The organism is Frateuria edaphi (assembly GCF_021117405.1).
Classification (GTDB): Bacteria; Pseudomonadota; Gammaproteobacteria; order Xanthomonadales; family Rhodanobacteraceae; genus Frateuria_A; species Frateuria_A edaphi.
On the sequence record NZ_CP088251.1, the window covers coordinates 1397290 to 1410929 of the forward strand.

Below are 13640 nucleotides of genomic sequence, written 5' to 3' on the forward strand. Positions count from 1 at the left end.
CGCCTACAGCGGCGGCTTCACCACCATCAGGTAGAACACCGCCACGAACGCGAAGAAGGCCGGGATCCCCAGCGCCACCCAGAGCCGGAAGGCACGCCAGTAGGCCAGCGGTAGCGGCACGTCGCGTGCGGCCGCATCGATCGCCAGGTCGCGCATGCGCACCTGCAACGCCACCACCGGCAGCCAGCACGCCACCGCCAGCGCATACAGCAGCGTCGACCAGCCGACCCAGCCGCTGCGCCAGGGAATCCCTGCCCAGTGCACCATCCAGAATCCGCTCGCGGGCTGGAATACGACCGTGGTCGCGGTGAACAGCCAGTCGGCGATCACCACGTAGCGCGCCACCACCGCCACCACGCGCACGTCGCGATGCAGGCTGGCCACCAGCAGATAGAACGCCGTGCCGATGCCGGTGCCGAACAGCAGCGTGGACGACAGCACGTGCAGCCATTTGACGATCAGGTAGTCCATCAGCGCCGCTCGGCGGCGTACAGCGCGCCGATCAGCGCCAGCATCGGCAGGTTCTTCAGGATCGGTCCGAAGGGATGCAGCCAGAACGCCGGCAGGGCGACGGTGATGATGGCCGTGTAGGAAAGGATGAGCGCGACCTGCGCCAGGTACGCCAGGCGCAGCGGGCGGCCGCGCAGCGCCAGCGTGGCGATGCCAAGCGCAAGGTCGAGCAGCGCGCCGCCATAAAGTGCGGCCGAGGCCATCGGGCCATGCAACCCGACGTGCGCGAGCAGAGCCATGCTGGCCGTTACCGGGTACAAGCCCAGCGAAAGCACGGCTGTCACCAGCCACACCAGCGCGACGGCGACCCGGCCCGCGAGTGACCAGATGCGCCAGGCCAGCAGCACGCGCATGTCCGCCGCCTCGGCACGCGAAAGGAACAGCCGCGGTGGCCGTGGCGGATGGCCCAGCCATTGCGTGGCGGGTGCGGCATCGGCCGTGTTGCCCCGATCGAGCATCGCCAGTGCCTCGCGATCTACCCAATGCCCGCCCAGGCGCCCGAAGCGCGCCAGCCAGGCGGTGGGGATGCCGAGCACGCGCAGCCGTCCGCCACCGAGTGCATGGCGCAGCACCGACAGATAGCGCGCCAGCGAGAGCGGCTGTGGCCCCACCGCGGCCAGGCCGGGCGGGCGGGCGTCAGCCTCCAGCAGGCGCACCACCAGGGCCGCGATGTCATCGACATGGATCGGCTGGATGCGTTGGCGCCCGCTGCCGGGCAACACCGCCAGCGGCAACCAGGAAAGCAGCATCAGCATCCGGCTGCTGGCGCCGGTCGGGCCAAACACGAGCGAAGGCTGCAGCACCGTGCCGGTGGGCACCATCGCGTGAAGCGCGGCGTCGCCGGCGCGCTTGCTGCGATGGAAGCGGCTGGTGGCGTGCTCGTCGGCGCCCAGCGCGGAAATCTGCACGGCGCGCGTAATGCCCATTGCGCGACAGGCGGCAAACAGAGCGCGCGGCGTCTGCGTGTGGATGCGCCGGAACGTCTGCGCGCCATGCTCGGCAAAAATGCCTACGGCGTTGACCACCGCATCGATGTCCCGGAGACGCGGCAGCCAGTCGGTCTGATGGGTGTCGTGCGCGAAGTCCACTTCGACATGGCCTACACCCGCACCACCGCTACCCTGCCTGTGCCGGATGCCGCGCACGGTGCAATGGCCGGCCGCCTGCAGAGCGTCGCACACGGCCCGCCCGATCAATCCATCGGCACCCAGCACCAGCACGCGAAGGCGCGTCCTGTCCCCTCCGGAAGCCCCCATCATGCCCATGCCGCCCGCGCGTCTGAACCCCTCATGGATCGCCCGCACCAACCTCAGCGGCACCGTCGCCGCGGTGCTGTCGAGCGTGGTGGTGGCCGCGTGTAGTGCGTGCGAAGCGCGTGCGCCGCTGGCCGGTGTGAACGCGGCCAGCCAATGGTTCTGGGGGCGGCGGGCGAAGCGGCACGTCGGCCCGAGCTGGCGCTACACGGCGGTGGGCTACGTGGTCCACCATTTCAGCTCGCTGCTCTGGGCCGGCATCTACGAGGCGTGGTGCCTGCGCCGGCCGGCACCGGCTCGCGTATCGGCCGCTCGCGCCGCAACGGTGGCGATGGCCGCCTGTGCGGTCGACTACACGATCACGCCGCCAAGGTTCCGGCCCGGCTTCGAACGGCACATCAGCCGCACGTCGATCGCCGCGGTCTACGTGGCCTTCGGCGTTGGCCTGTTCGCTGGTGCCGCGGCGCGACGGCGACACGTTCGTTGAGGTCGTTTGCCTTGCATGGCGCCCGGCGCCCCGGCTGCGCTCCCTGGAGGGAGAGGAAGCCAACGCCAGTGGTATTCTTGTGCATTGCCGCAGCCAGCGCGGCGCAACACCCATTCGATCTATGAGCGATTCCGTTTCCCAGCAGCCGCGTCCGGCAGGTCCCGCAGTGCGCCGGTCGAGCGTGGGTGTGCGCGTGGGCAAGGTGATGGTCGGTGGCGGCGCGCCGGTCGTGGTGCAGTCGATGACCAATACCGATACCGAGGATCCGGCCAGCACCGCCAGGCAGATTGCCGAACTGGCGCGCGCGGGTTCGGAGGTCGTGCGCATCACGGTGAACACGCCGGCCGCGGCGGCCGCGGTGCCGCGCATCGCCGAACGGTTGGCGATGATGGGCGTGGACGTGCCGATCGTCGGCGACTTCCACTACAACGGCCACCAACTGCTCGAAGCCGAGCCGGCCTGTGCCGAAGTACTGGCGAAGTACCGCATCAATCCCGGCAACGTCGGCTTCGGCAAGAAGAAGGACAGCCAGTTCGCCTCGATCATCGAGAAGGCGATCCAGTACGGCAAGCCGGTGCGCATCGGTGCCAACTGGGGTTCGCTGGACCAGGGCATGGTCGCCACGCTGATGGACGAGAACGCCCAACGTGCGCAGCCGTTGGATGCCGGCGTGGTCGCACGCGAGGCGCTGATCCGCTCGGCGCTCGATTCGGCCGCGCGCGCCGAACAGCTCGGCCTGCCGCGCGAGCGCATCATCCTTTCCTGCAAGGTTTCGGGCGTGCAGGAGCTGATCGCGGTCTACCGCGACCTGGCAGCCCGCTGCGACTACGCGCTGCACCTGGGCCTGACCGAAGCCGGCATGGGTTCCAAGGGCATCACTGCTTCCGCCGCAGCGTTGGCGGTGCTGCTGCAGGAAGGCATTGGCGACACCATCCGCATCTCGCTCACGCCCGAGCCCGGCGGCTCGCGCACGCAGGAAGTGATCGTCGCGCAGGAACTGCTGCAGACCATGGGCCTGCGTGCCTTTACGCCGCTGGTCACCGCCTGCCCGGGCTGCGGCCGAACCACCAGCGAGTTCTTCCAGGAACTGGCCAAGACCGTGCAGACCCACGTGCGCGCCAAGATGCCCGAATGGCGCGTGATGTATGACGGCGTGGAGAACCTCACCCTCGCGGTGATGGGCTGCGTGGTGAATGGGCCGGGCGAGTCCAAGCACGCCAACATCGGCATCTCGCTGCCCGGTAACGGCGAGGCGCCCTCGGCGCCGGTGTTCATCGACGGCGAAAAGGCGATGACCCTGCGCGGCGACCACATCGCCGAGGAATTCGTCGGCATCCTGGACGACTACGTGGCTCGCAAATACACCGTCCGGACCGCCTGACGCGTCCGCGCCCGGCAGCCGCCGGGTTGCCGGGATGTGCGCTGCATCACGCGTTTCATATCCGGCCGTACAGCCGGGGGACAGGCTGTCGACAGTTCTCCTCGTGGCACGGAAGAATGCGCTCGTGCCGTCCTGGTGCCTGGAGTCCGGCGTGTCCATCAGCCCGCAGTTCCGAATCGCGTTCCTGTATGTGGCGCTGGCTTCCCTGTGGATCTGGCTCTCCGACCGTGCGCTCGCGTCGCTGGCCCTGAATCCATCGCAAGTCGTCTGGGCGCAGAGCGTCAAGGGCTGGTTCTTCGTCATGCTGACCGGCGTGATGCTGTACTGGCTGATAGGCCGGGACCTCCGTCGCCTGGCCGCGATCAACCGCCGCCTGGTGCAGGGCCACGAGCAGACCTTGCGCGTGCTCGTGTCGGCGATGGACATCCGCCACAAGGAAACCCGCGACCACTCCGACCGCGTGATGCGCATGGCGATGGGGCTGGCGCGGCTGGCCGGCATGCATGGCGAGGCGTTGCTGGCGGTCAAGTTCGGCGCGCTGTTGCACGACATCGGCAAGCTCGCGATTCCCGACGCCATCCTGATCAAGCCGGGGAAGCTCGACGACGCCGAGATGGCGCACATGCGTCGGCATCCGGAGATCGGCCGCGAGCTGATGGAGCAGGTCGACTTCCTGCGCAGCGCCATCGACATTCCCTATGCGCATCACGAACGCTGGGACGGCGGCGGCTATCCGCGAGGCCTGCGGGGCGAGGAGATACCACTGGCCGCGCGCGTGTTCAGCATCGTGGACGTGTGGGATGCGCTGAGCTTTCCGCGCGTCTACAAGCCGGCGTGGCCGGAGGAGGACGTGCTCGACTATCTGCGCCAGGCCGCCGGCAGCCAGCTCGACCCGCAACTGGTCGAGTTGTTCCTCGCCAACTACCCTGCCATCAAGGCATTGGGCATGGCGGGCCCGCCGCCGGAACTGGCGCAGGCCTAGAGGTAATCGCTCGCGGGCCGCGCGGCGACCTTGCGCCAGCGCGTCGGATCGAACGGCTGCGCGACGAGCGCGCGCACCTGTGCCAGGAACGCTTCGCGCGGCATCTCGCGGGCGCCGAGCCCAAGCAGATGCGGATTGCTGACCTGCGCATCAAGCAACGGAAAGCCCCACTCGCGCAATAACGATGCGAGCGCGACCAGTGCCAGCTTCGACCCGCCGCTCCGTGCGCTGAACATCGACTCGCCGCAGAACAGCCGCCCCACGCTCACGCCGTACACGCCGCCGACCAGCGCATCGCCCTCCCATACTTCGACGCTGTGCGCGTGGCCTTGCGTGTGCAGCGACGCGTAGGCGTCGATGATGGCCTGGCCGATCCAGGTGCCATGCTGGTCCGGCCGCGGCGCAGCGCAGGCGCGCATTACGCGCACGAACGCCTCGTCCACGGTGATCCGCCAGTCCTTCCCGGCAAGTGCACGGCGCAGGCTGCGGTTGGCATGGAACGTCGCGGTATCGAACACGCAGCGCGGGTCGGGGGACCACCACAGGATCGGCTCGCCCGGATTGAACCAGGGAAAGATGCCGCGCTCGTAAGCCGCCAGCAGCCGGCGCGGCGAGAGGTCCCCGCCGAAGGCGAGCAGCCCGTTGGGTTCGGCCAGCGCATGGCGCGGATCGGGGAAGCGCTCGGGCGACGCCGGATCGAGCAGCGGCAGGCGGATCACCGGCACCCTCCGGCGTAGGGCGCGTGCGTGGCCAGCTCGGCGGCGTAGTCGTCCATGGCCTGGGCCTCGTGGATGAGCGCCTCGCGTACCGCACGGCGAAATTGCGGATGGGCCAGATAGTGGCGCGAATGCGTACGTACCGGCACGAAGCCGCGCGCGAGCTTGTGTTCGCCCTGTGCGCCCGGTTCGAAGCATTCGAGGCCGCGGGCGATCGCATGCTCGATGCCGCGGTAGTAGCAAAGCTCGAAATGCAGCCCGGGCACTTCCACGCGGGCGCCCCAGTAACGACCGTAGAGTGCCGTGTCGCTTTGCAGGAACAGTGCCATGGCCTCGATGCGTTCGCCGTCCATCGCGCAGGCAACCTGCACGGCGTCGCCCAGGTCGCCCAGGGCCTCGAAGAACCCGCGCGTCAATGCGGCGTGGTTCCCCTTGGCGTCGAAGGTGCCGGCATACAGCGCATGGATCTGGCGCCAGGCGTCCTTGTCCAGGCTCGCGCCATCGCGCATGCGGATGTCCAGGCTGGAGGCCTGTACCTGGGCACGTTCATGCCGGATGTTCTTGCGTTTCTTGGCCTTGAGCGTCGCGAGAAAGTCGTCGAAGCCGCGGTAGCCGTGGTTGTGCCAGTGGAACTGCACGTCCGAACGCGACAGCCAGTCGCCGCCGAAAGCGTCGAGCTCCGCATCCTCCAGAAAATTGGCGTGCACCGACGAAAGGCCCAGGCGTTCGGTTTCCGCGCGCATCGCTTCTGCCAGCGCCTGGCGAAGGTGCGGAGCGCGCGCATCCCGGCCGGCGAGCAGACGCGGACCCGGTACGGGCGAGTACGGCACGGCGTTGAGCAGCTTCGGGTAGTAATCGCCGCCGGCACGCTCCCACGCGCCGGCCCAGCTCCAGTCGAACACGAACTCGCCGTGCGAATTGCCTTTCAGGTACAGCGGAGCGGCGGCGACCAGGCGGTCGTCCTCGTACAGGCCCAGGTGGTGTGCCTGCCAGCCCCAGTCCGGGCGAATGCATCCGGTGCGTTCGAGCCTGTGCAGGAAGGCGTGCGAGACGAACGGATTGGCGTTCGCCCGTAGCGCATCCCAGGTCGCCGCGGGTAGCTCGGCGATGGCAGGGTGGAAGCGGGCGGTGAGCATCGACTTGGGGGCGGCGAGCTTGGCGAGATGCAAGTGGTAAGACTAGCGAACTTGTCCACCCGACCCAAACGCGAGGCGGCACGGCAGATGATTTGACGACGCCATGTTGCACCGCGCCATAATGCACGCTCACCGGAAGAGGATGCGCGCCGTGGGCAGGGTCTGGAACTTCAGTGCGGGGCCGGCGGCATTGCCGCAGGCGGTGCTCGAGCAGGCGCAGCGCGAACTGCTGGACTGGCAGGGCAGCGGTGCCTCGGTGATGGAACAGTCCCACCGTGGCAAGCGTTTCATCGCCATGGCCGAACAGGCCGAGGCGGACCTGCGCGAATTGCTCGAGGTGCCGGACGACTACGCGGTGCTGTTCCTGCAGGGCGGCGCAACGCAGCACTTCGCGCAGATCCCGATGAACCTGGCCGGCCCAAACGATACGGCCGACTACGTCCTGAGCGGGCACTGGAGCGAGAAGGCCGCCGGCGAGGCTGCGCCTTACCTGCGCGTAAACGTGGCCGCCAGCAGCAAGGTCGATGGCTACCTGCACCTGGCGCCTCGCCGCGAATGGCAACTGGACCCGCAGGCTGCCTATGTGCACTACACGCCCAACGAGACCATCCACGGCGTCGAATTCCACGACGTGCCTGAAGTCGGCGACGTGCCGCTGGTGGCGGACATGTCGTCCAATATCCTGTCGGGGCCGCTGGACGTGCGCCGATTCGGACTGATCTACGCCGGCGCGCAGAAGAACATCGGCCCGTCCGGCCTGGTGCTGATGATCGTCTGCCGCGACCTGCTGGCGCGACCGGGCCGACCGATGGCGCGGATTTTCCGTTACGCCGAGCATGCCGCGGCCGGTTCCATGCTCAACACGCCCAATACCTTTGGCTGGTACCTGGCCGGGCTGACGTTCCAGTGGCTGAAGGGCCAGGGCGGGCTGGCAGTCATGGGCGAGCGCAACCGCGCCAAGGCGGCACTGCTGTACGGGGCGATCGACGGCTCCGATGGTTTCTACCGCAACCCGATCGCGCCGGCCTCGCGCTCGCGCATGAACGTGCCATTCACCCTGCACGACGGCACGCTCGACGCCGCTTTCCTGGCCGAATCGGAGGCCGCCGGCCTGCTTGCGCTGAAGGGCCACAAGGCATTGGGCGGCATGCGTGCTTCGCTTTACAACGCCGTGCCGTTGGAGGCCGTCGAGGCGCTGGTGGCCTTCATGCGCGACTTCGCGCGTCGCCACGGCTAGGCTCACCTGTTAACGTTTGGACTTCTTTACTTCTGGACAGCCAGATGACCGAACCCAAGGAATCGCTGGTCAGGGTGCGCGATCGCATCGACAGCATCGACCGCCAGATCCAGGAGCTGATTTCCGAGCGCGCCAACTGGGCGCGGGAGGTCGCGCGGGTCAAGGGCGAGGGCCTGTCGGCGATCGACTATTACCGGCCCGAGCGCGAAGCGCACGTGCTGCGCATGGTCGTCGACCGCAACAAGGGGCCACTGTCCGACACCGAAATGGTACGGCTATTCCGCGAGATCATGTCCTCCTGCCTGGCGCAGGAGGACCCGCTCAAGGTCGGCTTCCTCGGCCCCGAGGGCACTTTCAGCGAACAGGCGGTGCGCAAGCATTTCGGCCACGCGGCCTATGGCCTTCCGCTGGGAAGCATCGAGGAGGTGTTCCAGGAGGTCGCCGCCGGTCATGCCGATTTCGGCGTGGTGCCGGTGGAAAACTCGGGACAGGGCATGATCCAGGTGACCCTGGACATGTTCCTGACCTCGGAAGCACGCATCTGCGGCGAGATCGAGCTGCGCGTGCACCAGTGCCTGCTGTCGAAGGCCGGTGCGCTGACGGACATCCGGCGCATCTTCGCGCACGCCCAGTCGCTGCAGCAGTGCAAGACCTGGCTGCGGATCAACCTGCCGGAGGTCGAGTGCGTGGCGGTGAGTAGCAACGCCGAAGCGGCGCGCCTGGCCCGGCATGCCGACGACGCGGCAGCCATCGCGGGCAAGACGGCCGGCAAGGTCTACGGCCTGAAGCCGCTCGCCGAGGGCATCGAGGACCGGGCCGACAACACCACCCGATTCCTGGTGATCGGCCGTTCGCTGTTCCCGCCCTCGGGCAACGACCGCACCTCGCTGCTGATTACCGTCAACGACAAGCCCGGTGCGCTTTACGACGTGCTGAACCCGTTCGCCAAGCACGGCGTGAGCATGAACCGCATCGAGTCACGGCCGGCGCACACCGGCAAGTGGCAATACGCGTTCTTCATCGATGTTTCCGGCCACATCGACGACGCGCCGCTGCAGGCAGCGCTTGGGGACATGGGGCCGGTCGCCACGCAGGTGCGCGTGCTCGGTTCCTACCCGGTGGCGTTGCCGTGAGCGGCGCCAGCGACACGAACGGGCGCCTGGACTGGATCAGCCGCCCGTCAGGCCCGCTGCGTGGCACGCTCACGGTGCCGGGCGACAAGTCCGTTTCCCATCGCGCGCTGATGCTCGCTGCGCTGGCGGAGGGCGACTCGCTCATCAGCGGTTTCCTCGAAGGCGAAGACACGCGCGCCACCGCCGCGGTGCTCGCGCAATTGGGTGTGTCGATCGAAACGCCGGCGGCGGGCGAGCGACTGGTGCATGGCGTGGGCCTGCGCGGGCTGCGCGGCGCCGGCCGTCCACTGGACTGCGGCAACGCGGGCACCGGCATGCGCCTGCTTGCCGGCCTGCTGGCAGGGCAGGCGTTCGACGCCACGTTGATCGGCGACGAGTCGCTTTCGCGCCGCCCGATGCGCCGTGTTACCGAACCCCTCGCCTCGATGGGTGCCCGCATCGATTCGCAAGCGGGGCTACCGCCCTTGCATGTGCACGGTGGACAACGGCTGCGCGGCATCCGCTACGAGTTGCCGGTGGCCAGCGCGCAGGTGAAATCGGCGCTGCTTCTGGCTGGCCTGTACGCCGAAGGCGAAACCGAAATCCTCGAGCCGCACCCGACCCGCGACTACACCGAACGCATGCTGGCAGCCTTCGGCTGGCCGATCGAATTCGCGCCGGGGCGTGCCCGCCTCACGGGCGGCCATGCGCTGCGCGCCATCGACGTCCAGGTGCCCGCCGATTTCTCCTCGGCCGCGTTTTTCCTGGTGGCCGCGAGCCTGGTGCCCGGATCCGACCTGACGTTGTGCGCGGTCGGCCTGAATCCTCGCCGCACCGGGTTGTTGCACGCCCTGCGCCTGATGGGGGCGGACATCGAGGTGCTGGACGAGCGCCAAAGTGGCGGCGAGCCGGTCGCCGATCTGCGCGTGCGCCACGCGCCGCTGCGGGGCATCGAGCTGCCTGGCGAACTGGTGCCGGACATGATCGACGAGTTCCCGGCGCTGTTCGTTGCCGCGGCGGCGGCGCAGGGCGCCACCGTAATAAGCGGTGCGGCCGAGCTGCGCGTGAAGGAATCCGACCGGATCGCCAGCATGGCCACGGGCCTGCGCGCGTTGGGCGTACAGCTGCAGGAGACGCCGGATGGGGCGATCATCACCGGCGGCACAATGGGACCGGGTGCGATCGAAAGCCATGGCGACCATCGCGTGGCCATGAGCTTCGCCGTCGCCGGCCTCGTGGCGAAGGGCAATGTGCGCATTGGGGATTGCCGCAATGTCGCGACCTCGTTTCCCGGGTTCGTGGAGCTGGCCAACCGATGCGGGTTCGCACTGGCGGATGCATAGGTGCCCTCTCTAGAGATGGGACAAGCGCGCGCGCCCGCCCACCCGATGCTAGGCTCGCCGCTTTGCCAAGCCTGCCACCCCATGCCCGCCGTCCCGCCGTTCATCGTCGCCATTCCCGCCCGCTACGGCTCCACCCGCTTGCCGGCCAAGCCGCTGCGTGCCATCGGCGGTGTGCCGATGGTCGTGCGCGTGGCGCAGCGGGCGTTGCAGGCCGGCGCCGGCCAGGTCGTGGTGGCGGTGGACGACGCGCGCGTCGCCCAGGCACTGGAGGGGCAGGGGGTCGATGTCTGCATGACCCGCGTCGACCACGCCTCCGGCAGTGACAGGCTGGCCGAAGTGGCCGGGCACTACGGATGGGCGGAGGACGCCATCGTGGTGAACCTGCAGGGCGACGAACCCTTCGCACCGGCCGCGGGCATCCGCGAGGTGGCCCGTGCGCTGGCCGAGGACGATGCGCCAATGGCCACGCTCGCCACGCCCGTCACGGCCGCGCACGAGCTGTTCGATCCGAACGTGGTCAAGCTGGTGCGCAGGGCGGACGGGCGCGCGCTGTATTTCAGCCGGGCGCCAATGCCCTGGGCGCGCGATGCGTTCGCCAGCAATCGCGAAGTACTGCCCGAAGGCCCGCCGTTCCTGCGTCACATCGGCATCTACGCCTACCGTGCCGGCTTCCTGGGCCGCTACGCCGGCCTGCCGCGTACGCCGCTCGAGCAGGCCGAATCGCTGGAACAGTTGCGGGTGCTGGAACACGGCTTTCCGATCGCCGTGCGGCTGACGCCCGAGCCGTTCCCGCCCGGCATCGATACCGAGGCGGACGTCGAACGCGCGGAGCGCTGGCTGGCCAGCCAGCCGTAAGCGCAGGTCCGGCAGCACCTGGCGCGTGACAGGCCGGCGGGCTGAAGCCCGCCACCTCGGCCTTGCGGCCTGTTCGGCATCCGGTCACGGCGGCCGTTGCCGGAACGGCTAGAATCGCCCTCATGCAGTCGCCCCAGACGCCGCCGTTCGACGGCAAGGCCTTCGTCCAGACCCTGACCACCTCGCCCGGCGTCTACCGCTACTTCGACGCCGACGGCGAGCTGTTGTACGTGGGCAAGGCGGGCAGTCTCAAGAAGCGCGTCGGCAGCTATTTCCTGAAGCCGCGCATGGAGCCGCGCATCAACGCTATGGTCTCGCAGATCGCGCGCTGCGAGGTCACTGTCACGCGTACCGAAGGCGAGGCGCTGCTGCTCGAATCGCAGCTGATCAAGTCGCTCAAGCCGCGCTACAACATCCTGCTGCGGGACGACAAAAGCTACCCGTACATCTACCTGTCCGGTGGCGAGGACTATCCGCGCCTGGCGTTCCATCGTGGCGCCAAGAACCTGAAAGGCCGCTTCTTCGGACCGTACCCGAGCGCCTTCGCCGTGCGCGAAAGCCTCAACCTGATGCAGAAGCTGTTCAAGGTCCGCCAGTGCGAGGACAGCTACTTCCGCAACCGCTCGCGTCCGTGCCTGCAACACCAGATCGGCCGCTGCACGGCGCCTTGCGTGGGCCTGGTCTCGGTGGAGGACTACCGCAGCGACGTGCGCCATGCCGAGATGTTCCTGGAAGGGCGCAGCAGCGCGGTGATCGACGAACTGGCCACGTCGATGGAACAGGCAGCCATGGCGCTCAACTTCGAACGCGCCGCGGCGCTGCGCGACCAGGTTGCCGCCTTGCGCAAGCTGCAGGCGCAGCATCACGTGCAGGGCGCCAGCGCCGACATGGACGTGGTCGCCTGCCGCATCGAGGGCGGCATCGCGTGCGTCAGCGTGCTGTTCTTCCGCAACGGCATCAGCCTGGGCACGCGCGACTTCTTCCCCCGCCTGCCGCTGGATGCCGAGCCGGCGGACGTGCTGGCGCAGTTCATCGCGCAGTACTACCTGGAGCGGCCGGTGCCGCGCGAGATCATCCTGTGCGAGACGATTCCCGACCAGGCCTTGCTGGCGCAGGTGCTCTGCGAGCAGGCCGGTCACGCGGTGGAGATCAAGTCCAGCGTACGCGGCGAGCGAGCGCGGTTCCTGCAGATGGCCGAGCGCAACGCGCAGGCCTCGCTGACCTCGCGCCTGGCCAGCCGGCAGACCCTGGGTGCACGCTTTGACGATCTGCAGAAATTGCTGGAGTTGTCCGGGCCGCCGCGACGCATCGAGTGCTTCGACATCAGCCACACCATGGGCGAGGCGACGGTTGCCTCCTGCGTGGTGTTCGGGCCGGAAGGGCCTGAGAAGTCGCACTACCGGCGCTTCAACATCGCCGGCATCACCCCGGGCGACGACTACGCGGCGATGCACCAGGCGCTCACCCGACGCTTCCGCAAGGTGGCGGCGGGCGAGGGCGCCAAGCCCGACGTGCTGTTGATCGACGGTGGCGGCGGGCAGGTTGCGCAGGCGATGGACGTGCTGGCTGAGCTTGGTGTCACCGGCATCGAGGTGGTGGGCGTCGCCAAGGGCCCGGGCCGCCGCGCCGGCGAGGAAACCCTGGTGCTGGCCAATTCCGGCCGCGAGATCCATCCCGGCTCGGCTTCGCCCGCGCTGCACCTGGTCGCCGCCGTGCGCGACGAGGCCCACCGCTTCGCCATCAGCGGGCACCGCAAGCGCCGCGAGAAGGCCCGCGAGCGCAGCATCCTGGAGGACGTGCCGGGCATCGGTGCACGCCGGCGAGCCGCGCTGCTCAAGGCCTTCGGTGGCCTGGCCGGGGTCGAGGCCGCCGGCGTCGAGGAACTGGCTTCGATCAAGGGCATCGATCGCGGCCTGGCCGAGCGCATCTATGCGACCCTGCACGGCTAGCCCGCCATCTCCCGTGCGACACTGACGACGACAACGACGGAAAGGACGATGCGCATCAACCTCCCCACCTGGCTGACCCTGTTCCGCGTGGCGCTGCTGCCGGTGATGGTGGTCGTGTTCTACCTGCCGTTCCGAGGGCACAACATCACTGCCGCCATCGTCTTCGTGCTGGCTGCCTTCACCGATTGGCTCGACGGCTATCTGGCGCGCCGGCTCAACCAGACCTCGGCATTCGGCGCTTTCCTGGATCCGGTGGCCGACAAGCTGATGGTCGCGGTGACGCTGTTCCTGCTGGTCGAATCCCACCGCGGCGGCTGGCCTGGCATCCTGATGGCGGTGACCGCAGCGGTGATCGTGGGCCGCGAGATCAGCATCTCGGCCTTGCGCGAATGGATGGCCGAAATCGGCATGCGCGCCACGGTGAAAGTGGCGTTCGTCGGCAAGCTCAAGACGGTGATGCAGATGATTGCGCTGGTCGTGCTGATCGTGCAGCACGAGAAGGAGGCAGAAGCGCTGCGGCTGTATCACATCGGCGAAGGACTGCTGGTGATCGCCGGCGGACTGACCATCTGGTCGGGCATGCACTACCTGCGCGCCGCCTGGCCGATGCTGCGCGGGGACCCGCCGAAGCAGCCCGGTATCGACAAGGCTTGACGGGCCTGTTTTCGCCGCTAAAATG

13 protein-coding genes are annotated in these 13640 nt (G+C 68.5%); 9 read left to right on the plus strand and 4 right to left on the minus strand.

Translation table 11 applies throughout. The annotated features are described in order from the left end of the window. Positions 1-3: 3 nt before the first annotated feature. Positions 4-471, minus strand: a complete 468-nt coding sequence (locus LQ772_RS06475; RefSeq protein WP_231325097.1) for a DUF2269 family protein — start codon at positions 469-471, stop codon at positions 4-6. After that, on the minus strand, positions 471-1769 hold the full coding sequence (locus LQ772_RS06480) for an SDR family oxidoreductase (RefSeq protein ID WP_231325099.1): 1299 nt from the start codon (positions 1767-1769) through the stop codon (positions 471-473). Before LQ772_RS06480 ends, LQ772_RS06475 begins: the two co-directional genes overlap by 1 nt. Here LQ772_RS06480 and LQ772_RS06485 point away from each other — a divergent pair. From LQ772_RS06485 to LQ772_RS06495, 3 genes are all read left to right on the plus strand, one after another. Next, on the plus strand, positions 1768-2250 hold the full coding sequence (locus LQ772_RS06485; protein WP_231325100.1) for a hypothetical protein: 483 nt from the start codon (positions 1768-1770) through the stop codon (positions 2248-2250). The two genes, LQ772_RS06480 and LQ772_RS06485, sit on opposite strands and share 2 nt — an antisense overlap. Before the next feature lie 121 nt (positions 2251-2371). Continuing rightward, a complete protein-coding gene (gene ispG / locus LQ772_RS06490; protein WP_231325102.1) occupies positions 2372-3631 on the plus strand; it encodes a flavodoxin-dependent (E)-4-hydroxy-3-methylbut-2-enyl-diphosphate synthase in 1260 nt (419 codons plus the stop codon). A 151-nt stretch (positions 3632-3782) separates the two neighbouring features. Then, positions 3783-4613 (plus strand): HD-GYP domain-containing protein, encoded by an 831-nt coding sequence (locus tag LQ772_RS06495; RefSeq protein ID WP_231325104.1) that lies wholly within the window; start codon positions 3783-3785, stop codon positions 4611-4613. Here the strand turns inward: LQ772_RS06495 and aat are convergent. Both aat and LQ772_RS06505 read right to left on the minus strand, forming a co-directional pair. Continuing rightward, the gene (gene aat / locus LQ772_RS06500; protein WP_231325106.1) at positions 4610-5332 is read right to left on the minus strand and encodes a leucyl/phenylalanyl-tRNA--protein transferase; all 723 of its coding nucleotides are present in this window, start codon (positions 5330-5332) and stop codon (positions 4610-4612) included. The two genes, LQ772_RS06495 and aat, sit on opposite strands and share 4 nt — an antisense overlap. After that, positions 5329-6465, minus strand: a complete 1137-nt coding sequence (locus tag LQ772_RS06505; protein ID WP_231325948.1) for a GNAT family N-acetyltransferase — start codon at positions 6463-6465, stop codon at positions 5329-5331. The genes aat and LQ772_RS06505 overlap by 4 nt, the downstream gene beginning before the upstream one ends. 151 nt (positions 6466-6616) lie before the next feature. Here LQ772_RS06505 and serC point away from each other — a divergent pair, with 151 nt between their 5' ends. From serC to pgsA, 6 genes are all read left to right on the plus strand, one after another. Next, complete coding sequence (gene serC / locus LQ772_RS06510) at positions 6617-7702, plus strand: 3-phosphoserine/phosphohydroxythreonine transaminase (protein ID WP_231325107.1); 1086 nt, start codon at positions 6617-6619, stop codon at positions 7700-7702. Between the two features lie 44 nt (positions 7703-7746). Next, positions 7747-8835 carry a prephenate dehydratase gene (gene pheA, locus LQ772_RS06515; protein ID WP_231325109.1) on the plus strand — a complete coding sequence of 363 codons (1089 nt, stop codon included), beginning with the start codon at positions 7747-7749 and terminating at the stop codon, positions 8833-8835. 26 nt (positions 8836-8861) lie between these two features. Further along, a complete protein-coding gene (aroA, locus tag LQ772_RS06520) occupies positions 8862-10157 on the plus strand; it encodes a 3-phosphoshikimate 1-carboxyvinyltransferase (RefSeq protein ID WP_231325949.1) in 1296 nt (431 codons plus the stop codon). An 81-nt stretch (positions 10158-10238) separates the two neighbouring features. After that, positions 10239-11012, plus strand: coding sequence for a 3-deoxy-manno-octulosonate cytidylyltransferase (gene kdsB, locus LQ772_RS06525; protein WP_231325111.1), 774 nt, complete (start codon positions 10239-10241; stop codon positions 11010-11012). A gap of 122 nt (positions 11013-11134) precedes the next feature. Continuing rightward, on the plus strand, positions 11135-12961 hold the full coding sequence (uvrC, locus tag LQ772_RS06530; protein WP_231325113.1) for an excinuclease ABC subunit UvrC: 1827 nt from the start codon (positions 11135-11137) through the stop codon (positions 12959-12961). 48 nt (positions 12962-13009) lie between these two features. Further along, the gene (gene pgsA, locus LQ772_RS06535) at positions 13010-13615 is read left to right on the plus strand and encodes a CDP-diacylglycerol--glycerol-3-phosphate 3-phosphatidyltransferase (protein WP_231325114.1); all 606 of its coding nucleotides are present in this window, start codon (positions 13010-13012) and stop codon (positions 13613-13615) included. Positions 13616-13640 lie beyond the last annotated feature (25 nt).